This is a genomic window from Streptomyces sp. NBC_01255, from assembly GCF_036226445.1.
In the GTDB taxonomy this organism is placed as follows: domain Bacteria; phylum Actinomycetota; class Actinomycetes; order Streptomycetales; family Streptomycetaceae; genus Streptomyces.
Genome location: NZ_CP108474.1, coordinates 3,749,694 through 3,771,242, shown reverse-complemented (window position 1 = coordinate 3,771,242; position 21,549 = coordinate 3,749,694). Strand labels below are relative to the sequence as shown.

The following is a 21,549-nucleotide window of genomic DNA, read 5'->3' as shown; positions in this document are numbered from 1 at the left end:
ATGATTTCGACCGTACTGGTCGCGAACCGGGGCGAGATCGCCTGCCGGGTCTTCCGCACCTGCCGTGACCTGGGCATCTCCACCGTCGCCGTGTACTCCGACGCGGACGCCGACGCCCTGCACGTCCGGGAGGCCGACGCGGCCGTACGACTGCCGGGGGCGGCGCCCTCGGAGACGTACCTGCGCGGCGACCTGGTGGTGAAGGCGGCGCTCGCGGCGGGCGCCGACGCCGTCCACCCCGGCTACGGCTTCCTCTCCGAGAACGCCGGCTTCGCGCGGGCCGTGACCGACGCGGGCCTCGTCTGGATCGGCCCGCCGCCCGAGGCGATCGAGGCGATGGCCTCGAAGACCCGGGCGAAGGAACTCCTGGGCATCGAACCCCTGACGGACGTCACCGCGTCCGACCTCCCCGTCCTGGTGAAGGCGGCGGCGGGCGGCGGCGGCCGGGGCATGCGGATCGTCCGCGAACTCGCCTCCCTCCCCGAGGAGTTGAAGGCGGCGTCCGCCGAGGCGGCGAGCGCCTTCGGTGACGGGGAGGTCTTCGTCGAGCCGTACGTGGAGAACGGCCGGCACGTCGAGGTGCAGCTCCTCTGCGACACCCACGGCACGGTCTGGGCGCTCGGCACCCGCGACTGCTCCCTCCAGCGCAGGCACCAGAAGGTGATCGAGGAGGCCCCGGCGCCCGGTCTGCCGGCCGCCCTGGAAGCCTCCCTCCTCGACACGGCCGTCCGCGCGGCGAAGGCCGTCGGCTACGTCGGCGCGGGCACGGTCGAGTTCCTGGTGGCGGACGGCCGGGCGCACTTCCTGGAGATGAACACCCGGCTCCAGGTCGAGCACCCGGTGACGGAGGAGGTGTACGGGGTCGACCTCGTCGCCCTCCAGCTCGCCGTGGCGGAGGGCGGGGAACTGCCCCCCGAGCCCCCGGCCCCGCGCGGCCACGCGATCGAGGCCCGCCTCTACGCGGAGGACCCGGCCCGGGAGTGGGCGCCCCAGACGGGCCTCCTGCACCGCTTCGACGTCCCCCGCGAGGGCCGGGTCAGGGTCGACACCGGGTACGTCTCCGGCGACGCGGTCGGCGTCCACTACGACCCGATGCTCGCCAAGATCGTCGTCCACGCCCCCACCCGCGCCGAGGCCGCCCGCAAGCTCGCCCACGCCCTGGAGCGGGCCCGGATCCACGGCCCCGCCACCAACCGGGCCCTGCTCGTCGCCTCGCTGCGGCACCCGGAGTACGGGGCACCGGACACGCTCGACACGGGCTTCTACGACCGGAACCTGCCCGCCCTGACCACGGCGCCGGAAGGGGAGGCGTACGCGGCGGTGGCGGCCGCCCTGTCCCGCGCGGCCTCCCGCCGGGGCCGCTTCGGCGGCGGCTGGCGCAACCTGCGCTCCCAGGACGAGGCGAGGACGTACGGGGAGCACGAGGTCCGCTACCGGCCGGTCCGGGACGGCGGATACGAGGTCACGGCCCCCGAGGGGGTGCGGGTCGTGTCGGCGTCACCCGACCGTGTGCGCCTCGACATCTCCGGAGTCGTACGGGACTTCGACGTCGCCCGGTACGGCGACGGAACCGTCCACGTCGGCCCCCACCGCCTCACCGTCCGCCCCCGCTTCCCCGACCCCGCCGACCAGCGGGAACCCGGCTCCCTGCTCGCCCCCATGCCCGGCACCGTCGTCCGGGTCGCGGACGGGCTCGCCGTCGGCGACCAGGTCATCGCCGGACAGCCGCTCCTCTGGCTGGAGGCCATGAAGATGGAGCACCGCGTCATCGCCCCCGCCTCCGGCACGCTCACCGCACTCCACGCCGCCCCCGGCCGCCAGGTCGAGGTAGGCGCCCTGCTCGCCGTCGTACAGACCGAAGCACAGGAGGACAAGACCGTATGAGCACCATGATCGAGAGTGAAGAGCTCACCGCGCTCCGGGCAGCCGTCTCCGCGCTCGGCCACCGTCACGGCCCCGGCTTCGACCGGGCCACCCTGTGGGCCGAGGCGGGCAAGCTCGGCTACCTCGGCGTGAACCTGCCCGAGGAGTACGGCGGCGGGGGCGGCGGCATGGCCGAGCTGTCGATCGTCCTGGAAGAGGCCGGCGCCGCCGGGGCCCCGCTCCTCATGATGGTCGTCTCGCCCGCGATCTGCGGCACGGTCATCGCCCGCTTCGGCACGGAGGAGCAGAAGCGGACGTGGCTCCCGGGCCTCGCGGACGGCTCCCGCACCATGGCCTTCGGCATCACGGAGCCCGACGCGGGCTCCAACTCGCACCGGATCACGACGACCGCGACCCGTACCGAGGAGGGCTGGGTCCTCAACGGCCGGAAGGTCTTCGTCTCGGGCGTCGACATCGCGGACGCGACCCTGATCGTGGGCCGCACGTCCGACGCCCGCACGGGCAGCCTCAAGCCCTGTCTCTTCATCGTGCCGCGCGACGCCCCCGGCTTCGAGCGCCGCCACATCGAGATGGAACTCGACGCGAACGAGAAGCAGTTCGAGCTCACCCTCGACGACGTCCACCTGCCGGCGGACGCCCTCGTCGGCGACGAGGACGCGGGCCTGCTCCAGCTCTTCGCCGGCCTCAACCCGGAGCGGATCATGACGGCCGCGTTCGCGATCGGCATGGGCCGGTACGCGCTCGCCCAGGCCGTGACGTACGCGAAGGAGCGCCAGGTCTGGAAGGCGCCGATCGGCGCCCACCAGGCCATCGCGCACCCCCTCGCGCAGGCCCACATCGAGCTCGAACTGGCCCGCCTGATGATGGCGAAGGCAGCCCATCTCTACGACGCGGGCGACGACATGGGCGCGGGCGAGGCCGCCAACATGGCGAAGTACGCCGCCGGCGAGGCCTGCGTGAAGGCCGTCGACCAGGCCGTCCACACCCTCGGCGGCAACGGCCTCACGAAGGAGTTCGGCCTGGCCCGCCTGATCACCGCCGCCCGCGTGGCCAGGATCGCCCCGGTCAGCCGGGAGATGATCCTCAACTACGTGTCGCACCAGACGCTGGGCCTGCCCAAGTCGTACTGACCGGGGGACGGGAGGAGGGTCTCAGCCCTCGTCGCCGCTGTCGTTCCGGTCGCCCAGGAGCGTGACCTCGGAGATCCACCGCCGCACCTCGGCCTCGAAGTCCACCCGGCCGAGGTCGTGGTGGGCGGCGACGTACCGCAGGGCGGGCGCCTTCTTCTCCCAGTACTTCTGGCCGAGGTCGCCCCTGCGGAGGTAGATCTCGCAGCCGACGGGGTTGGCCCGGAAGACCAACTCCAGGTTCTTCGGGCGCTTTTCGCCGCCCGGCGACTGATCGACGAGGAGGAAGCTCTGTACGAGGTACACGTGGTACTCGGTGCGCGGGATCATCTCCGACACGGTCCGGGAGGTCCGGAGCTCGTACCCCTCGGCGGCGAACGCGTCGAACACCGCGTCGTGCAGGGGCGTCGAGGTGACGCGCACGAGGTCGTCGTCCGTCTGGGCCTTGATGCCCTCGGCCTCGACCTCGGTGTTCAGCCCGAGGAGCAGGCCGACCTCCTGCCCCTTCACCTCGGACAGCGGGCTCTCCCACTTGAGCCGGTGCTTGATGGGCAGCCGCCGCTCCTCGCCCTTCTTGAGCGTGAACCAGCTGCTCACACTGGGGTAGTCGAAGGTGTCACCGCTACGCTCGCCGTCGCCGTCGCCCTTGTGCGCCATCGAGACGTTGGCGGCCAGCCGCAGACTGATGGACTTCACCTCGACGTCCCGCTCGGGCGCGCGCAGCACGACCTCCCCGGTGAGGATGCCGCCCGGCTGAGTCGGCCCGGACTGAATGATCGTATCGATTTCGAGCGGTATGCCGCCCCTGCCCAGAAGACGCTTGAAGACCATGAGTGCAGGCTAACCGGCCCCGGCGACAGGGGCGTCGGTGTCCGGCTGCCGTCTTCCCAAGACCATGCAAGCGTGCTTGATTTCCTTCCGGTGACCGACGAGATCCGCACCTTCCACCACCGCCGCTCAGGGGGCAACGCATGGTGTTCCACAGCGAGTACGAGCACGTTCCCACCGTCTCCCTCCCGATCCACGACGCGGTCCTCGGCCGCGCCGCCGAGTACGGCGACACCCCGGCCCTCATCGACGGGGCCGGCGAGCTGACCCTCACGTACGCCCAGGTCGACGGCTTCCACCGGCTGGTCGCCGCAGGGCTCGCCGAGGCCGGTGTCCGCAAGGGCGACGTGCTCGCCCTGCACAGCCCCAACACCGTGCTCTTCCCGATCGCGTTCTACGCCGCCACCCGCGCCGGTGCGTCCGTCACGACCGTCCACCCGCTCGCCACACCCGAGGAGTTCGCGAAGCAGCTCCGCGACTCCTCCGCCCGCTGGATCGTCACCGTCTCGCCGCTGCTCCCGGCCGCCCGCGCGGCGGCCGAACTCGCGGGCGGGATCAAGGAGATATTCGTCTGCGACCAGACGGAGACGGGCGACGTGCGCTCGCTCCAGTCCTTCCTCGCCTCCACCGGCCCGGTCCCGGATCCCCCGATGGACCCCGACGAGGACATCGCGGCCCTCCCGTACTCCTCCGGCACCACCGGCGTCCCCAAAGGCGTGATGCTCACCCACGCGTCGATCGCCACCAACCTGGCCCAGCTGTCCCCGCTCGTCCCGATGGGCCCCGGCGACCGCATCCTCGCCGTCCTCCCCTTCTTCCACATCTACGGCCTCACGGCCCTCATGAACGCCCCGCTCCGCCAGGGCGCCACCGTCGTCGTCCTGCCCCGCTTCGACCTCGACACCTTCCTCGGCGCGATCCAGAAGCACCGCATCAACGGCCTGTACGTCGCCCCGCCGATCGTCCTCGCCCTCGCCAAGCACCCGGCGGTCGCCGACTACGACCTGTCCTCCCTGGAGTACATCGTCAGCTCCGCCGCCCCGCTCGACGCGGCCCTCGCCGAGGCCTGCTCGGCGCGGCTCGGACTGCCGCCGGTCCGTCAGGCGTACGGCATGACGGAGCTCTCCCCGGCCACCCACGTCACCCCGCTCGTCGTCGAGAACCCCCCTCCCGGCACCGTCGGCAAGCTCCTGCCCTCCACCGAGCTGCGGATCCTCTCCCTCGACGACCCGGCGAAGGACGCGGCACCCGGCGAGGCGGGCGAGATCGCCATCCGGGGGCCGCAGGTCATGAAGGGCTACCTGGGGCGCCCCGATGCCACGGCCGCGATGATCGACGGCGACGGCTGGGTCCACACCGGCGACATCGGGCGCGTCGACGACGACGGCTGGCTGTTCGTCGTCGACCGGGTCAAGGAGCTCATCAAGTACAAGGGCTTCCAGGTCGCCCCGGCCGAACTCGAAGCGCTCCTCCTCACCCACGACGGCATCGCCGACGCCGCCGTCATCGGCGTCACCGACGCCGAGGGCACCGAGATCCCCAAGGCCTACGTCGTCCGCCAGGCCGCCGCGCCCGCCGCGCCCACCGCGCACGGCCTCACCGCCGAGGACGTCATGGCGTACGTGGCCGGACGCGTCGCCCCGTACAAGAAGGTCCGCAGCGTGGAGTTCGTCGAGAGCATCCCGCGGGCGGCGTCCGGCAAGATCCTCCGCAGAGAACTGAGGGACCGCGCATGACCCCACCCGAACCCCTCGTCGCGCTCACCGAGGAGCGGGGGATCATCACCCTCGCCCTCGACTCCCCGGCCACCCGCAACGCTCTCTCCGCCCACCTCGTCACCGAGCTCGCCGACGCCCTCACCGCCTGCGGCAAGGACCCGGCGGTCCGGGCGGTGGTCCTCACCCACACCGGCGGCACGTTCAGCGCGGGCGCCGACCTGAAGGCCCCGCCCAGCCCGTACGCCTTCGTGGACCTGCTCCGGCAGATCGTCGAACTGCCGAAACCGGTCGTCGGCCTCGTCACCGGCCACGCCCGGGCCGGCGGCCTCGGCCTCCTCGGCGCATGCGACATCGTGATCGCCGGGGAAGCCGCGGACTTCGCACTCACCGAGGTACGGATCGGGGTGGCCCCGGCCGTCATCTCCCTCACCCTCCTCCCCAGGCTCGACCCGCGCGCGGCCGCCCGCTACTACCTCACGGGCGAACGCTTCGGCGTTCCCGAGGCGATCGCCATGGGCCTGGTGACGGCACCCGCCACCGCGTACGACGGCATCCTCGACGCCCTGCGCGCCGGCTCCCCGCAAGGCCTGCGGGAGGCGAAACGGCTGGTCACCGCTAGAGTCCTGGAAACCTTCGAACGCGACGCGGAGGACCTGGTGCAGAGGTCGGCCACGCTCTTCGCCTCCGCCGAGGCGCGCGAAGGGATGACGGCCTTCCTCGAACGACGGGACCCGGAATGGCGGCTCTGACCGCGCCCAAGCAGGACAGGAGCCGCGCCACCCGGCAGCGGCTCCTGGAAGCCGCCGTGGCCTGCCTCGCCGAGCACGGCTGGGCGGGTTCCACGGTCGCCGTCGTCGCCGAACGCGCCGGCGTCTCCCGGGGCGCGGCCCAGCACCACTTCCCGACCCGCGAGGACCTCTTCACGGCGGCCGTCGAGTACGTCGCCGAGGAACGCTCCCAGGCCCTGCGCGCCCTCCCGTCCCGCGACCGCCACGAGGCCGTCGAGGCCCTCGTCGACCTCTACACCGGGCCGCTGTTCCGGGCCGCGCTCCACCTCTGGGTCGCGGCCTCCGACGAGGCCCAGCTCCGGGACCGCGTCACCGAACTGGAGGCCCGCGTCGGCCGCGAGTCCCACCGGGTCGCGGTCGAGGTCCTCGGCGCCGACGAGTCCGTCCCGGGCGTCCGCGAAACGGTCCAGGGCCTCCTCGACATGGCCCGCGGCCTGGGCCTCGCCACCCTCCTGACGGACGACCGCGCCCGCCGGGAACGGGTGGTGGCCCAATGGGCGCGGCTGGTGAACGAGGCCCTCGCCTAGGGCCCTAGGGCCTGTCCGGCGGTCAGACGCCGGGGATCGCGCGCGCCCGGAAGGCGTTCCGTACCGCGTCCGCCGCGCCCTTGCCGTACATCCGCTCCGCCGTCGCGACCGTCGTCAGGGCCGCGTCGCGGAAGCTGGTGTCGGGCGCGAAGCCGAACTGGGCGTTGACGATGATCCGGTCGGCCGTGCGGGCGCCGAGCGCGGTGCGGATGTCGAGGAGCGCCCGGGACCAGATCTCGCCGTCGGCGTGGACCTCGCCCTCGCGGTCCGCGTACGTCTTCGTACCGTCGATCCGGCGGAGGCAGTGCGGTGCCTCGCTGTAGCCGGTGGCGTCCCAGTCGGCCACGCAGGCCGCGTCGGCCTTGAGCGGCCAGCCGTACTTCGCCGCCGCGTGGGTGCCGACGGCGACGGCCAGGTAGTCGCCGAAGGCCTCGCCGATCGCTCCGGACTCGGCGTTCGTGCCGAAGCCGGGCACCTGGGCGTCGTGGACGGCGTGGCCGTACTCGTGGACGATCACGTCCGCGTCCTCGGCGTCGTCGACGCCGCCCTTGCCGAAGCGGATCTCGTCCTTCTTGTCGGTGAAGAAGGAGTTGTCGGCGCCCCACTGGTTGAGGCGGACCGGCTGCACGCGGTCGTTCGCCCCGGGCAGCTCGGTGCCGAAGCCGAGGCCCTGGAGGTACTCCTGTGCCTCGTTGACCCAGAAGTACGCCATGACCTGCTCGAACTGGTCCTGGGAGCGGTCGTACGAGGCGGCGTCGGCGACGGCGGCGGGCTTGCCCGTCTCGGAGCGGACGGCGGCCCACTTCCCGGACAGGCCGCCGCTCGCGTCGAGGTTCCGGAGCGTGACGGTGGCGTAGGCGGCGGCGGGTACGTCGCTCGCCGCGTCCTTGTGGTCGGCGAGGGACTGGTCGCCGGAGGACTGCACCGGGTTCACCATGAAGACCCGGGCCTGCGGCAGTACGGCCGCGGCGGCCCCCGGGGAGGGGAGCAGGGCGGCGGCGGCCGTGCCGGCGACGGCTGCCGCGGCGACCAGGCCGCGCGAGGTGCGGCGGGGGCTGCGGGTGCGGGGAGTCATGGACATCCTCCTGCGATGGGGTGCTGCGACGGGAAGCTTGGCATGCGCGTGACACGCGTGGCGGTGATCTTCGCGCACACCCACCGTTTTGACCAGAGCCCGGGGAGCGCGCACGGCCGGACCGGCGGCGTGACGCGGACCACACCCCATCCGGGCCTGCCGCAGTACGCTGTTCGCATGCCTTCGCTCGTACGCCGTCGCCACGTGGACTTCGTCCGCGTCACGAGCATGAGCTGTCGCCGCTCCGCCTGACCCCCTGACCCCCGGGCACCACACCGCGCCCCCGGGTCCCTCGTTCAGAGCCCAAGCCGACCGGCACCCGTGGCCCCCGCCCCACCCCTGGCGGCCGCCCCGGGCACCCGTAGACCCCGCGGACGCACCCATGACTCTCAGCTCGACCTCCCAGCAGCCGACCCGCAGCTCGCGTCGCTCACCCGAGCCGGTGCCCGGCTCGCGGATCAAGCCCTCCTACGCAGCGCAGCTCCCGATCGTCGACCTCTCCGCCGCCGACCGCGGCCCCCAGGCCCGGCGGCTGCTCCACGCCCAGCTCCACTCCGCCGCCCACGACGTCGGCTTCTTCCAGCTCGTCGGGCACGGCGTGACCGAGGCCGAGACACGCGCCCTCACCACCGCCATGCGGGCCTTCTTCGCGCTGCCCGAGGCCGACCGGCTCGCCCTCGACAACATCAACTCGCCGCACTTCCGCGGCTACACCCGCATCGGCGACGAACGCACCGCCGGCGCCCGCGACTGGCGCGACCAGCTCGACATCGGCGCCGAGCGCCCCGCGCGCACTCCCGGCGCCTGGGAAGCCCCGTACTGGTGGCTCGAAGGCCCCAACCAGTGGCCGGCCGCGCTCCCCGAGCTGCGCACAGCGGCCCTGCACTGGATCGACCGCCTGAGCGGCGTCGCCGAGCGGCTCCTGCACGAACTCCTGACGTCCATCGGCGCGCCCGCCGACTTCTACGACGACATCTTCGGCCCCCGCGCCCACCCGCACCTCAAGCTGGTGCGCTACCCGGGCAGCAGCGGCGAGGGCGACGACCAGGGCGTCGGCGCGCACAAGGACTACGGCTTCCTCACGCTGCTGCTCCAGGACCAGGTCGGCGGGCTCCAGGTCGAGCGGGAGGACGGGGAGTTCCACGACGTGCCGCCGCTGCCGGGTGCGTTCGTCGTCAACCTCGGCGAACTGCTGGAAGTGGCCACGAACGGCTACCTGATCGCGACGAACCACCGGGTGGTGTCCCCTCCCGGGGCGACGGAGCGCTACTCCGTCCCGTTCTTCTACAACCCGCGCCTGGACGCCCGGATCGCACCGCTGACCTTCCCGTACGCCTCCACGGCCCCGGGCGTCACGGCCGACCCGGCGAACCCGCTGTTCGCCGAGTACGGCCGTAACGAGCTGAAGGGCAAGCTCCGGGCCCACCCGCTGGTGGCGGCCCGCCACCACGCGGACCTGCTGCTGCACCCGGAGACGTACCCGGCGATGGCGTCCTAGCCGGACAGGCCGAAGCCCGACCGTTCCTAGCCGGCGATGTCGGCGTACCCCTCGATCTCGCGCGGGTCCCGCTGGCCGGGACCCGTGTAGCGGGCCGACGGGCGCACGAGCCGCCCGGTGCGCTTCTGCTCCAGGATGTGCGCCGACCAGCCGGCCGTACGGGCGCAGCTGAACATCGACGTGAACATGTGCGCGGGGACCTCGGCGAAGTCGAGGACGATGGCCGCCCAGAACTCGACGTTCGTCGCCAGGATCCGGTCGGGGCGGCGGTTGTGCAGCTCGTCCAGCGCGGCCTTCTCCAGCGCGGCGGCGACCTCGTAACGCGGGGCGTCCAGCTCCTTGGCGGTCCGGCGCAGGACGCGGGCGCGCGGGTCCTCGGCGCGGTAGACGCGGTGGCCGAAGCCCATGAGCCGCTCGCCCTTGTCGAGGGCCTGCTTCACGTACGCGGTGGCGTCGCCGGTCCGCTCGATCTCCTCGATCATGCCGAGGACGCGGGAGGGCGCGCCGCCGTGCAGCGGTCCGGACATGGCACCCACCGCGCCGGAGAGCGCGGCGGCGACATCCGCGCCGGTGGAGGCGATGACACGGGCCGTGAACGTCGACGCGTTCATGCCGTGCTCGGCGGCGGAGGTCCAGTACGCGTCGACGGCCTTGACGTGCTTCGGGTCCGGCTCGCCGCGCCAGCGGATCATGAACCGCTCGACGACGGACTGCGCCTTGTCGATCTCGCTCTGCGGGACCATCGGCATGCCCTGGCCGCGCGCGGACTGGGCGACGTACGAGAGGGCCATGACGGCGGCGCGGGCGAGGTCGTCGCGGGCTTCCTCGACGGAGATGTCGAGGAGCGGCTTGAGGCCCCACACGGGTGCGAGCATCGCGAGCGCGGACTGGACGTCGACCCGGATGTCCCCGGAGTGCACCGGGATCGGGAACGGCTCGGCCGCCGGCAGACCCGGGTTGAAGGCGCCGTCGACCAGCAGGCCCCAGACGTTGCCGAACGAGACGTGACCGACGAGGTCCTCGATGTCGACGCCTCGGTAGCGGAGGGCGCCGCCCTCCTTGTCGGGTTCGGCGATCTCCGTCTCGAACGCGACGACTCCCTCGAGCCCGGGTACGAAGTCGGACATCAGGCGGCTCCTCTATCGATGATCGATCAACCGTGCGGTGGTCGATGGTGGGGAATCAACAGTCATCCAGCCCAAGAGTCTGTACGGTTCCGATGATGCGGGGAAGCGTGACATCCGGCACACTGCGCCGATCCGGCGAGAGAGGATTAGCGCCGGGCGGTGCCGGGCAGACTGAGGTGCTGCGGCAGGATGGCCCCGTGACCGATCCCGCGACGAACGCCGACGCCGTGACCGACGCCCCGGATCCCGACGCCCTGGATCCCGCCGACATGCGCGAGCAGTACCGCACCACGGAGCTGTCCGTGTCCGACCTCGCGCCCGAGCCGATCGCGCAGTTCTCCCGCTGGTTCAAGGAGACCGCGGAGAACCCGGCGATCCACGAGCCGAACGCGATGGTCGTCTCCACGGCGACCCCCGACGGCCGCCCGTCCTCCCGGACGGTCCTGCTGAAGCACTACGACGCGGCCGGCTTCGTCTTCTTCACCAACTACAGCTCGCGCAAGGGCGAGGAGCTGGCGGCCAACCCGCAGATCTCGCTGCTCTTCCCCTGGCACCCGCTGGCCCGCCAGGTCATCGTCACGGGCCGCGCGGTCCGCACGGGCCGCGACGAGACGGTCGCCTACTTCCGCACCCGCCCGCACGGCTCCCAGCTCGGCGCCTGGGCGAGCCACCAGTCCTCGGTGATCGCCTCCCGCGAGGAACTCCTCGCCCGCTACGAGGAGCTGGAGACCCGCTACCCCGAGGACGAACAGGTCCCGGTCCCGCCGGAGTGGGGCGGCATCCGGGTCGTCCCGGACGCGGTCGAGTTCTGGCAGGGCCACGAGAACCGCCTCCACGACCGCCTGCGGTACGTCCGTGAGGACACCGGCGCCGAGGACAACGGCGGCGAAACCTGGCGCGTGGAGCGCCTCGCTCCCTGAACGACCGCGAAAACGCAGACGACCCGTGAGCCTTGGTCCCGTCCGCCTAGGTTCGGACAGGAGCCGGTCGGACTGACCGGCGACTCACGGGTCGGGTGACTGCGGTGGTGTTCGGCAGACTGGCCTGCCGAGGTGCACAGAGTGCGTGCGACGGCAGGCCTTAGCCCGCAGTCACCTCACGAGTCCGAAAAGAAACCATGTCTTCGGATCACCTCCTTTCGCGTGTACCCACACCCTAGGAAGCGCCCCCCGTGCCCCTCAACCCATTTATTCAATTCGCGGAAGCGGGGTGTGCTCTGCGTCACGTTCCAGTTGAATGGGCGCAGCATGGGGGGTACCGGGATGAGTGCATTCACGGGGGCCGCGAGCGAGACCGCCTCCGTTCCGGGGGCCGGGGCCGATCTGTTGGCCGCGCTGCTCGACGGGATGGACGCGGCGCTCTGCGCCCTGGACGCCGACGGGACGATCACGCACTGGAACCGTGAGGCCGAGCGGATCCTCGGCTGGTCCGCCGGGGAGGCCGTCGGGCGGCGCGGGTTCGGGGGGTGGGCGGCGCGCGGCGCGGACGCCGAGGAGACCCTCGGGCGGCTGATGGGGGCCATGAAGGGCCCCGGCCGGCAGGTCCATGAGCTGGCGCTGCTGCGCAAGGACGGTGGGCGGGTGCTCGTACGGAGCCAGGCCGCCGGGGTGCGCGGCGCCGACGGCAGCCCGGCGGGCGTCTACTGCGCGTTCAGCGAGGTCCACGTACAGCTCGATCTGGAGCGTTCCGTCGCCCTGAGCGAGGCCCTCTTCGAGGACGCCTCCTGGGGTGTCGTCCTCGTCGACGCCGACCTGCGCCCCGCCGTCGTCAACGGCCACGCGGCCCGCGCCTTCGGTACGGGCCGTACGGCCCTGCTCGGCCGCCCGCTCGGCGACGTCGTCGTGCACGGCGCCGAGGAGCTGGAGGCCGCCCTCCAGCACGTCCTGGCGGCCGGCACGCCGCCCGCGCCCGCCGAGGTGTGGGTGACGCTGCGGACGTCGTCGGGCGAGCAGCGCCGGTGCTGGCGCAGCGGCTTCCTGCGGCTGTCCTCGCCGATGGCGGAGGAGCCGGTGCCGCTGGGCGTGGCCTGGCTGTTCCAGGACGTGACGGAGGACCGGCTCGCGGTGCGCGAGGCGGACCGGCTGCGGTTCCGGTGGAGCCAGCTGCACCGGGCGGGCGCGGCGGCCGCGGAGTGCGAGACCGCGGAGGAGGCGGCGACGGTCCTGCTCGACTTCGCCCTGGCCGGTTTCGCGGACCACGCCCTCGTCGACCGGGTCGTCGGGGAGCGCCGTCTGACCCGCGCCCTGGCCACCCCGCCGAGTGCCCCCGGACCGTCCTCCCCGGTCGTGGGCGGCGACATTCCGCTGCGGTACGGGCCGAGGCATCCGGCGCTCCAGGCCTTGGACCGTGCGGGCACCGTGCGGGCGAGCGCGGGCCGGACCGCCGAGGTGTGGGCGGAGGCCCATCAGTGGCCCGGGGACGCGGCGCACGCCCTGTGCGCGGTCCTGCGCACCCGGGGCCGGACGCTGGGCGTGCTGACGTTCCTGCGGGCCGCGTGCCGCCCGGGCTTCGAGCGGGAGGACGTGGTCTTCGCGGAGACGGTGGCGTCCAGGATCGCGGCGGAGCTCGGACTACCGCCGGGGGAGTGAGGGGGCGGCGGCCCTGGGCGTGACAGGCGGCCCCGCCCCGTACCCGCTCAGTGCCGGAAGAAGATCCGGTCGCCGTACTCCGTCATCACGCGGCCGTTCCACTCGTGCCCGCCGTCCACGTTCCCGGAGCGCAGCAGCGGCGGCTCGATGCCCCGGCGTACGAGTTCCTCGGCGGCGGCGGCCATCGTGGCCTGCATGAGCGCGCTGGTCACGACGGTCGACGCGGGTGCGAACGGCGCCTCGATGCCCTCGTGGGTGAGCTCCGCGTCCCCGATGGCGATCCTGGAGTCGAGGACGATGTCGCAGTGGTCCTTGAGGTACGACCCCGAGACGTGCCGCGACTTCGTCTCCGTCGCGTACGCCACGGAGGTGACGCCGATGACGGTGAGGCCGAGGGCGCGGGCGTTCATCGCCATCTCGACGGGCAGGGCGTTGCGTCCGGAGAGGGAGATGATGATCAGGACGTCCCCGGCCTTGGCGGGGGAGGAGTCCAGGACCGCCCCGGCGAGGCCGTCGACCCGCTCCAGGGCCGAGCCGAGCGTGGCGGGCATGACGTCCACGCCGACGACGCCGGGGACGGCGAGCAGGTTCATCAGCGCGAGGCCGCCGGCCCGGTAGACGACGTCCTGGGCGGCGAGCGAGGAGTGGCCCGCGCCGAAGGCGAAGAGCCTGTTGCCGTTCGCGACGGCTTCGGCGATCGCGGCGCCGGCGGCGGCGATCTCTTCGGAGTCCCCGTCGCGGACCTGCTGGAGCAGGCCGATCGCGGCGTCGAAGAACTGTCCGGCCAGCTTGCTCTCGCCCATGGCGGCGGCTCCTTCTCGTCGTGGTCGCGGATCACGGTGCGGTCTGGACCATTGCTCTGTCAATACCGCCTCACCCCAGTGCGGCCCGGTTGTCGGCGCGATGCGTCAGAATTGGGTCAGGGCCAGCGCACGACTCATCGAGGGGCACGTATGTCCGGACTGATCGACACAACGGAGATGTATCTCCGCACCATCCTCGAGCTTGAGGAGGAAGGTGTGGTCCCTATGCGCGCCCGGATCGCCGAGCGGCTCGACCAGAGCGGCCCCACGGTGAGCCAGACGGTGGCCCGGATGGAGCGCGACGGCCTGGTGGCCGTGGCGAGTGACCGCCATCTGGAGCTGACGGACGAGGGCCGCCGCCTCGCCACCCGCGTCATGCGCAAGCACCGCCTCGCGGAGTGTCTGCTCGTCGACGTGATCGGCCTGGAGTGGGAGCAGGTCCACGCGGAGGCGTGCCGCTGGGAGCACGTGATGAGCGAGGCCGTGGAGCGGCGGGTCCTGGAGCTGCTGCGTCACCCGACGGAGTCGCCGTACGGGAACCCGATCCCGGGTCTCGAGGAGCTGGGCGAGAAGGCGGAGGCCGAGGCCTTCCTCGACGACTCGATGGTCTCCCTCGCGGACCTGGACGCGAGCGGTGGCAAGACGGTGGTCGTGCGCCGGATCGGCGAGCCGATCCAGACGGACGCCCAGCTGATGTACACGCTGCGGAGGGCGGGCGTGCAGCCCGGTTCCGTGGTGTCGGTGACGGAGTCGCCGGGTGGTGTCCTCGTGGGCAGCAGCGGCGAGGCCGCCGAGCTGGTCGCGGAGGTCGCGGCGCACGTCTTCGTCGCGAAGCGCTGACTGCGGCTGTACGGAGTACGGAGTGAGGGGCGCCCCGCCGGCCAGGCGGGGCGCCCCTCACTCCGTACTCCGGGTCAGAGGTAGGGCGCGAGGACGCCCCACAGGCCGAGCGTGAGGATCGCGAGCGAGACCGACCCGCCGAAGGAGTGCTTCAGGACGGTCGAGAAGAGCGGCTCCGCGGCGGCACTGAGCCCGGTGTTCTCCGGGTCGTAGACGACGTGGATCTCTTCCGTCATGCGGTTGGAGCCGTAGCTGGTGGTGTGCTCGTTGCCGCTGGTGTCGGTGAACTTGTACCAGCTCGCCCGCTTGCCGTTCGGGTGGTAGTGCCGTGCGGCGGCGACGGTGATGCCACGCCGACGGAGGACCACCCGGTTCTTGACGCTGATGAAGGTGGCGAAGGTGAGCGGTCCTCCGACGATCAGCCCGAACAGTCCGCCGAAGGCGGCCAGGCCCATCAGCTCGCCGTGGGCGGAGCCGGTCCACCAGACGTAGCCGACGCAGGCCGCGAGGAAGGCCCCGCCGCCGGTCCACACCTGCCACACCTTGATGATGGTGCCGCCCTCCTCGGTCGTGACGAGGGCGCTCCCTGCCGGGTCCCGCTGCTCGGGCAGGGCCGCGGTCAGGGCGGTGAGGAAGGCGGAGGTGGCGTACGCGTTGCCGCCCGGGAGACGGCGGGTCACCCCGTCGGTCAGGACGACCAGCAGGGCCTTGTCGCCTTCCGACCGGACCTCTTGGACGGCGGCCAGGGGGATGTGCGTGATCTGCCGCCCCTCCGTCGTGGTCAGACGGTCGGGCCGGAGGACCGTGTAGTGGTCCCCCTTGCTGAGGACTTGAGGACTGAGCATGACCGGATGGACCCGCGGCCGGGGGAGTTGGTTGTACGCGAGGGGGTCACGAAAGCGGATCGGAAGCGGATCGGATCGGAGACGTTCCGGGTCAACGCCCGTCGCGCGCCCCGGTTTACGCCGGAATGGCCACGCCCGCCCCCTCGGCGTGCCACGCTGGTACGAGCCGTGTGCTTACGAGCCGTGTGCTGCCGTGAGGAGTGGCCCATGAGGACGAAGCGGGACCGAGGGCGACGGACGACAGAGGGCCCCGGCGCCCTTGGGCGCCGGGGCCTGTCCTCCCCTGTGCTGACCTGGAGCCCCGAGCTCTCAAGGTCAGTCCCGTCGGACCGTTTTTCCCCGAGCGGTCCGCCTCCCGTTCAAGATCTCCCCTCGGCAGCGGGAGTCAATCCTTGAGGCCTGTCACTCGAACGAGGGGTGTTGGGTGGCAGAAGCGCATTTTCGAATGCGAGTTCGATACTCTGATGCGGTTCGACGGGAAAGAGGGGGTGCCAGGGACATGGCGCGACGACTCGACGTCACCGGGGCCGACGGCGTACGCCTGGCCGCCTGGGACTACACGACACCGACCGGCGACGACCGGAAGGACGGCCCGCAGCCGGGACCGCGCCCGCCGGCCCCCCGGTCGGAACCGGCGCGCGCCACACGACGCACCCCGCCCACACACCCGCCCACCCCGCCCGCGCAGGGCGTCTTACTGCTCCACGGCCTCATGGGCCACGCCGCCCACTGGGCCCCCGCCGTCCGCCGCCTCACCGGCCGCCACCGCGTCGTCGCCCTCGACCAGCGCGGCCACGGCCACAGCCAGAAGCCGCCCGCCGGCCCCTTCACCCGCGAGGCGTACGTGGCGGACGCGGCCGCGGTCGTCGAGCAGCTGGGCCTCGGCCCGGTCACCCTCGTCGGCCACTCCATGGGCGCCCTCACCGCCTGGCAACTGGCCGCCGAGCGCCCCGATCTCGTCCGCGCCCTCGTCATCTGCGACATGCGGGCCTCGGCCCTCGGGGCCGCCTCGCAGCGCGCGTGGCAGGACTGGTTCCGGGGCTGGCCCGCGCCCTTCCCGTCACTGGACGCCGTCCGCCGCTGGTTCGGCGAGGACGATCCGTGGGTGGAGCGCCCGAACCCCGCGCGGGGCGCCTTCTTCGCCGAGGTCATGGCCGAGCACCCGGACGGCTGGCGCCCGGTCTTCGACCCGGCGCAGATGCTGACCTCCCGCGAGACATGGGTCCACGACGCCCACTGGGAGTCGCTCGCCCAGGTCCGCTGCCCGACACTCGTCGTCCGCGGCCTCGACGGCGAGCTGGGCCGCGCCGAGGCCCAGGAGATGGTCAGGGTCCTGCCCCACGGGGCGTACGCGGAGATCCCCGACGCGGGCCATCTCCTCCACTACGAGCACCCGGAGGCCTGGAGCGAGGCGGTCGAACCCTTCCTGAACGGCGTGCTCACACCCTGAAGGCGAGCCACCGAAACCCCCTTGCCGTGATCGTCGCATGACAAGGTACGGTGCCCCCGTGGCGCGTCGAGGTCTCTCCGCGCCACCTCAGGGAGGGAACGACTTTGCGCACATCACTGCTGAAGCGCCTGGCCACGGTGGCCACGGCGCTGGGACTCACCTCTGCCGCTCTGCTGGGTTCGGGCGCCGTGCCCGCGCAGGCCGCGATCAGCGACTGCCCGGCGGGCTACTTCTGCGCCTGGAAGACCGACAACGGCACCGGCACGATGTACAAGACGAACGTGGACACGGCGACGCTCGGGACCTGGGACAACACGTTCGAGTCGGTCGTCAACCACACGAACAAGTTCGCCTGCCTGTACGACGACCCGAACTACGACGTCGAGGGCGGCACCGACATCCGGCGCCCGGACCCGGCGGGCACCGAGTGGGGCTACGCGTGGAGCAGCGTCAGCTCGGTGAGGCTCGTGCCCACCGAGCGTGAGTGCGTGGCGCCCCCGTACCCCGAGTGGAACGCCTACACGGCCCCCATGGCCGCCGGCTTCGGCGACATGAACGCGGACAAGAAGTCGGACGTCCTGGTCCGTGACAAGGTCGGGCGTCTGTGGTTCCTGCCCGGTGACGACACGGGCAAGCTCGTGGGCTCCGGCGGCTGGAACGCCATGAACGCCCTGACCCGGCACGGTGACTTCACCGGTGACGCCCACGAGGACGTCATCGCCCGTGAGTTGGCCACCGGCAAGCTCTGGCTCTACCCGGGCACCGGCACGGGCGCCTTGGGCGCGCGCAAGCTGATCGGCACTGGCGGCTGGAACGCCATGAACAAGCTCACCGCGTTCGGTGACCTGACCGCCGACGGAGGCTCGGACCTGCTCGCCGTCGAGAAGTCCACCGGCAAGCTGTGGCTTTACCCGGGCACGGCGACGGGCACCCTCGGCGCGCGCAAGCTGATCGGCAACGGCGGCTGGAACGCCATGAACGCCCTGGTGGCGCCGGGCGACATGAACGGCGACGGCCGGGCCGACCTGATCGGCCGCGAGGGCTCCACGGGCAAGCTCTGGCTCTACCCGTCCACCGGCACCACCCTCGGTGCCCGCGTGCTGATCGGCTCCGGCGGCTGGAACGTCATGGCCTCCTTCCTCGCGGTCGGCGACTTCGACGCCGACGGCCGCAACGACCTCGCCGCCATCACCACCAGCGACTACGTCGGTGAGGGCTGCCGAGGCGTGGGCTGCCTGGTCCTCTACGGCGGCAAGGGCACGGGCGCCCTGGGCGCCGGCGCCCCGGAGGACGCCAACTGGTGGAGCCTCAACGGCGCCTTCTGATCCGATAGGCGTACGTGAGTGAGGTGAGGGCCTCCACCCCGACGGGTGGGGGCCCTCACGGCGTCCCATCCCCGTCCCAGCTGCGAGGGCATCCCCGCAGCTCAGACGGACGGAGCCATCCCGCCGTCCCAGGGGGCCGGTGTTCGTTGCGACGGTCCGGGACGCCCTGCCAGCGTCGTCCCCGTTCGACACGGACAGCGTCACCGAATGAAGGGAAAGCACATGCGACCGAGCGTTCTGACGAGGGCCTTCGTCAGTGTCACCGCCATCGCCGGCCTGGCGGCGGGAACCCTCGCGACGGCGGGCACCGGCTTCGCGGCAGCCCCGCCGGCGGCCGCCCAGCAGGCGGTGGGCGCGGAGGCCTTCGGCACGCTGGCGACGAACAACTTCGGCCTGAGCACCACGCAGGCCAAGAACGTGCAGCGCTGGCTGGCCCAGTTCTGGGACTACAACGGCAGCATCGACGGCCTCCTCGGCACCGACAGCTGGAAGGCCTACCAGCGCTGCCTGAAGCAGTACTGGGGCTACACGGGTGCGATCGACGGAGACCCCGGCCCCAACACGATCAGGGCGCTCCAGCGGCAGCTGAAGGCGACCAGCGGCTACACGGGTGCGATCGACGGCATCGCCGGGGCGGGGACGCGGGCCGCGTTCGCGCGGTTCGCCAACGCCCACGCCTGATCCGTACGCGCCCACCTCACCTCTCTACGGGGGAGGTGAGGCGGGCGCGCTCGTCCTCAGCGGGACGCGGACGCCGACGGTGTGGCCGGGGCCTTCGTCAGGGCCCGCTCGCAGTGGGGCCAGTCGCCGAAGTCGCGCTCGCGGCTCCACAGCTTCCGGGCGGCCTGGATGTTCCATTCGGGGTCGAGCGCCTGGGCCGGCGTGCCGCCCAGTTCTGCCAGGCGCGCGTCGGAAATCTGGAACACCCCCCAGTTCCTGCTGCCGTTGGTGTTCGGCAGGATGTGGAGAGGGTCGAGGAAGGACTGGCAGTCGGCGATGGCCACGGCATCGTCAGGTGCCTCCGTGAAGACCTCGCGGACCCGTTGGCGTACCTTCTCCGGCGCCCAGGTCTCCATACGGACCGGCGATTCGCGGAGGGCCTTCTTCGTGGGGTCCCCGACGACCCCGTTCGGTACGAGGCCGGCGAGCACCTGGAACGCCGTCACCCGGCGCAGGGTCTCCGGCCCGAAGGACCCGTCGACCCCGATGCGGGCACCATGGTCGCGGAGCCGCTCCTGTACGTCCCGTACGCACTCGTCGTTCTGCCCCATGCTGACCACGGGCCCGCAGGGCTCCGGTGCCGTGCCCTCCGGGGGCGAGGAGAGGACGGAGACGCCCCAGGCGGTGAGAGCGAGGACGAGGCCGGTGACGGCGAGGGCGACGAGGAGCCGGCGCGGGGTCCGGCGGGCGGGAGCGGGTTCGTGGTCGGGCTCGGGCTCGGTGACGGTCGGCTCGGCGGGTTCGCTTTCCTTCTCCTCCGGAGGAGAGGCGACTTCGACCGGCGGAGGCGGCTCAACCGGCTCAACCGGCTCAACCGGCTCAGCCGGCTCAACCGACTCGACCGGCTCGGTGGGTTCGAGCGCTTCAGCCCGTTCCGCGTCGGCCAAGGCCCACAACCGGTGCAGCTCGCGCAGCTCGGCGGGGGTGGCTCCGCAGGCGACGGCGATGCGGTGGGCGGAGCCGTAGTCCTGCGGGACGGAGGAGCCCGTGCAGTAGCGGTGGAGGCTGGAACGGCTGGTACCGGATTTCTGGGCGAGGACCTCGTAGCTGTAGTCGGCTCGCTGGCGTAACTCGCGCAGTCGGGCCGCGAAGCGCTCGGCCTCGGTGAATCGATTCAAAACGAACTCCTGACGAGAGCACCCCCGACCGTCGTCCCAGTGACGTCCCAGGGTTCGGCGTTGTCTCCGGTCCGGGAGGCCCATGGCGCCCCGACGTCCCAATGTCCCAGAACTGCCGTGCTGAAGCCCGTAGTTGCGGCGCATCGGCATGCCGTCGAACACCGGCTCGGAACTCGTGCCGCGGAAGTCACAGAGACCACAGGAGGAACAGATGGGACGAAGGAAGCTTCGAGAGCTGCTGACCCTCACGGGGGCGTCGCTCGCGCTGCTGCTCGCATCGACGGTGGTGGCGTCGACGACGGCCGAAGCGGCCGGACGCCCCGCCCCGGCGGGGCCGGCGGTCGCCGGGTGCGACTACTCCGACGCGCGTCCGACCCTGCGACGCGGTGCCGGCGGCGCCGAGGTCAAGGAGGCCCAGTGCCTGCTGAACCTGACGATGGAGCCAGGCCACTACCCGCCCCTCGTGGTCGACGGCGACTTCGGCGGAGGGACGGAGAGCCGGGTCGCCCAGTTCCAGTCGTGCGCCGGTCTGGGCAAGGACGGGATCGTCGGCCCGAACACCTGGGCCGCACTGGACGACTGGGCCGCCCGAGGGGCCTCCTGCGAGCCGCCCCGCCCGGCGGGCTACGCAGTCGACGGCGTGGACACCTCCGTGTACCAGCACCCCGGAGGCGCGGCGATCGACTGGAACGGCCTGCGCGCGGAAGGCGTCGAGTTCGCGACGGTCAAGGCCACGCGGGGCCTCAACGTCACGGACCCGTACCTCGCCACCGACCTGGAAGCGGCCCGGAAGGCGGGCCTCGCGGTCGCCCCGTACCACTTCTACACGGCGGCGACGGCGCCGACGGGACCCGCGCAGGCGGACCGTTTCATCGCCGCCGTACGCGCCACCGGCTACACCGGCCACCGCCCCGGAGACCTGCCGCCCGTCCTGGACCTGGAGCGGATGGACGACGGTACGGGCCGCTGCCCGGTCCACGGCTCGGTGGCCGACGTGACGGCATGGCTGAACAAGGTGGAGACCGCGTTCGGCCGGAAGCCGGTCATCTACACCCAGAAGTCGTTCCTGGACGACTGCATGGGCTCGACGACGGCCTTCGCCGGGTACGGCCTCCAGCTCGCGGACTACCGCCGGTCGATCACCCAGCCGCCGCTGCCGGCGGGCTCGGCGAGCTGGCTGATGTGGCAGTACACGGAATCCGCGCTCTTCGACGCCATCAAGGCCCCGGTGAACGCGGACGTCTTCAACGGCACCCGGGCCGACCTGGACCGGCTCGCGAACCGCTGA

The 21,549-nt window shown here is 72.3% G+C and carries 19 protein-coding genes; 13 read left to right on the top strand and 6 right to left on the bottom strand.

Annotated elements, in window-relative coordinates:
* Both OG357_RS16590 and OG357_RS16585 read left to right on the top strand, forming a co-directional pair.
* Positions 1-1,884 (top strand): acetyl/propionyl/methylcrotonyl-CoA carboxylase subunit alpha, encoded by a 1,884-nt coding sequence (locus OG357_RS16590; protein ID WP_329621885.1) that lies wholly within the window; start codon positions 1-3, stop codon positions 1,882-1,884.
* A complete protein-coding gene (locus OG357_RS16585) occupies positions 1,881-3,014 on the top strand; it encodes an acyl-CoA dehydrogenase family protein (RefSeq protein WP_329621884.1) in 1,134 nt (377 codons plus the stop codon). Before OG357_RS16590 ends, OG357_RS16585 begins: the two co-directional genes overlap by 4 nt.
* Before the next feature lie 21 nt (positions 3,015-3,035).
* On the opposite strand, the gene OG357_RS16580 is transcribed toward OG357_RS16585, so the two are convergent.
* Positions 3,036-3,842, bottom strand: coding sequence for a sporulation protein (locus OG357_RS16580; RefSeq protein WP_329621883.1), 807 nt, complete (start codon positions 3,840-3,842; stop codon positions 3,036-3,038).
* 140 nt (positions 3,843-3,982) lie between these two features.
* On the opposite strand from OG357_RS16580, the gene OG357_RS16575 reads away from it, so the two are divergent.
* Genes OG357_RS16575 through OG357_RS16565 form a run of 3 tightly spaced genes read left to right on the top strand, consistent with a single transcriptional unit; the run spans position 3,983 to position 6,872 of the window.
* On the top strand, positions 3,983-5,575 hold the full coding sequence (locus tag OG357_RS16575; protein WP_329621882.1) for a 4-coumarate--CoA ligase family protein: 1,593 nt from the start codon (positions 3,983-3,985) through the stop codon (positions 5,573-5,575).
* Positions 5,572-6,306 (top strand): enoyl-CoA hydratase family protein, encoded by a 735-nt coding sequence (locus OG357_RS16570; protein WP_329621881.1) that lies wholly within the window; start codon positions 5,572-5,574, stop codon positions 6,304-6,306. The genes OG357_RS16575 and OG357_RS16570 overlap by 4 nt, the downstream gene beginning before the upstream one ends.
* A complete protein-coding gene (locus OG357_RS16565) occupies positions 6,294-6,872 on the top strand; it encodes a TetR/AcrR family transcriptional regulator (protein WP_329621880.1) in 579 nt (192 codons plus the stop codon). Before OG357_RS16570 ends, OG357_RS16565 begins: the two co-directional genes overlap by 13 nt.
* 22 nt (positions 6,873-6,894) lie before the next feature.
* On the opposite strand, the gene OG357_RS16560 is transcribed toward OG357_RS16565, so the two are convergent.
* Positions 6,895-7,947, bottom strand: coding sequence for a M4 family metallopeptidase (locus tag OG357_RS16560; protein WP_329621879.1), 1,053 nt, complete (start codon positions 7,945-7,947; stop codon positions 6,895-6,897).
* Between the two features lie 382 nt (positions 7,948-8,329).
* Between OG357_RS16560 and OG357_RS16555 the strand changes: the two genes are divergently transcribed.
* Positions 8,330-9,445 carry an isopenicillin N synthase family dioxygenase gene (locus tag OG357_RS16555; protein WP_329621878.1) on the top strand — a complete coding sequence of 372 codons (1,116 nt, stop codon included), beginning with the start codon at positions 8,330-8,332 and terminating at the stop codon, positions 9,443-9,445.
* Positions 9,446-9,471: 26 nt separating this feature from the next.
* Here OG357_RS16555 and OG357_RS16550 read toward each other — a convergent pair whose 3' ends face one another.
* On the bottom strand, positions 9,472-10,572 hold the full coding sequence (locus OG357_RS16550; protein WP_317598079.1) for a citrate synthase 2: 1,101 nt from the start codon (positions 10,570-10,572) through the stop codon (positions 9,472-9,474).
* Positions 10,573-10,664: 92 nt separating this feature from the next.
* Between OG357_RS16550 and pdxH the strand changes: the two genes are divergently transcribed.
* Both pdxH and OG357_RS16540 read left to right on the top strand, forming a co-directional pair.
* Positions 10,665-11,492, top strand: a complete 828-nt coding sequence (gene pdxH / locus OG357_RS16545) for a pyridoxamine 5'-phosphate oxidase (protein ID WP_443066686.1) — start codon at positions 10,665-10,667, stop codon at positions 11,490-11,492.
* A gap of 342 nt (positions 11,493-11,834) precedes the next feature.
* Positions 11,835-13,160, top strand: a complete 1,326-nt coding sequence (locus tag OG357_RS16540; RefSeq protein ID WP_329621877.1) for a PAS domain-containing protein — start codon at positions 11,835-11,837, stop codon at positions 13,158-13,160.
* A gap of 47 nt (positions 13,161-13,207) precedes the next feature.
* Here the strand turns inward: OG357_RS16540 and OG357_RS16535 are convergent, their stop codons facing one another.
* The gene (locus OG357_RS16535) at positions 13,208-13,963 is read right to left on the bottom strand and encodes an SIS domain-containing protein (protein ID WP_317598090.1); all 756 of its coding nucleotides are present in this window, start codon (positions 13,961-13,963) and stop codon (positions 13,208-13,210) included.
* A 150-nt stretch (positions 13,964-14,113) separates the two neighbouring features.
* Here OG357_RS16535 and OG357_RS16530 point away from each other — a divergent pair, with 150 nt between their 5' ends.
* A complete protein-coding gene (locus OG357_RS16530; RefSeq protein ID WP_317598091.1) occupies positions 14,114-14,803 on the top strand; it encodes a metal-dependent transcriptional regulator in 690 nt (229 codons plus the stop codon).
* 74 nt (positions 14,804-14,877) lie between these two features.
* Here OG357_RS16530 and OG357_RS16525 read toward each other — a convergent pair whose 3' ends face one another.
* Entirely contained in the window at positions 14,878-15,648 is a 771-nt protein-coding gene (locus OG357_RS16525; RefSeq protein WP_329621876.1) for a hypothetical protein, read from the bottom strand.
* A gap of 499 nt (positions 15,649-16,147) precedes the next feature.
* Between OG357_RS16525 and OG357_RS16520 the strand changes: the two genes are divergently transcribed.
* The 3 genes from OG357_RS16520 to OG357_RS16510 all read left to right on the top strand — a co-directional run bounded on the left by OG357_RS16520 (position 16,148) and on the right by OG357_RS16510 (position 19,104).
* Positions 16,148-17,098: an alpha/beta fold hydrolase gene (locus tag OG357_RS16520; RefSeq protein WP_329621875.1), complete on the top strand. Its 951-nt coding sequence runs from the start codon at positions 16,148-16,150 to the stop codon at positions 17,096-17,098.
* Positions 17,099-17,202: 104 nt separating this feature from the next.
* On the top strand, positions 17,203-18,423 hold the full coding sequence (locus tag OG357_RS16515) for a peptidase inhibitor family I36 protein (protein WP_329621874.1): 1,221 nt from the start codon (positions 17,203-17,205) through the stop codon (positions 18,421-18,423).
* A 222-nt stretch (positions 18,424-18,645) separates the two neighbouring features.
* Positions 18,646-19,104, top strand: a complete 459-nt coding sequence (locus OG357_RS16510) for a peptidoglycan-binding protein (RefSeq protein WP_329621873.1) — start codon at positions 18,646-18,648, stop codon at positions 19,102-19,104.
* Between the two features lie 56 nt (positions 19,105-19,160).
* Here OG357_RS16510 and OG357_RS16505 read toward each other — a convergent pair whose 3' ends face one another.
* Positions 19,161-20,261 carry a helix-turn-helix domain-containing protein gene (locus tag OG357_RS16505; protein ID WP_329621872.1) on the bottom strand — a complete coding sequence of 367 codons (1,101 nt, stop codon included), beginning with the start codon at positions 20,259-20,261 and terminating at the stop codon, positions 19,161-19,163.
* 211 nt (positions 20,262-20,472) lie between these two features.
* On the opposite strand from OG357_RS16505, the gene OG357_RS16500 reads away from it, so the two are divergent.
* Positions 20,473-21,549 carry a GH25 family lysozyme gene (locus OG357_RS16500; RefSeq protein ID WP_329621871.1) on the top strand — a complete coding sequence of 359 codons (1,077 nt, stop codon included), beginning with the start codon at positions 20,473-20,475 and terminating at the stop codon, positions 21,547-21,549.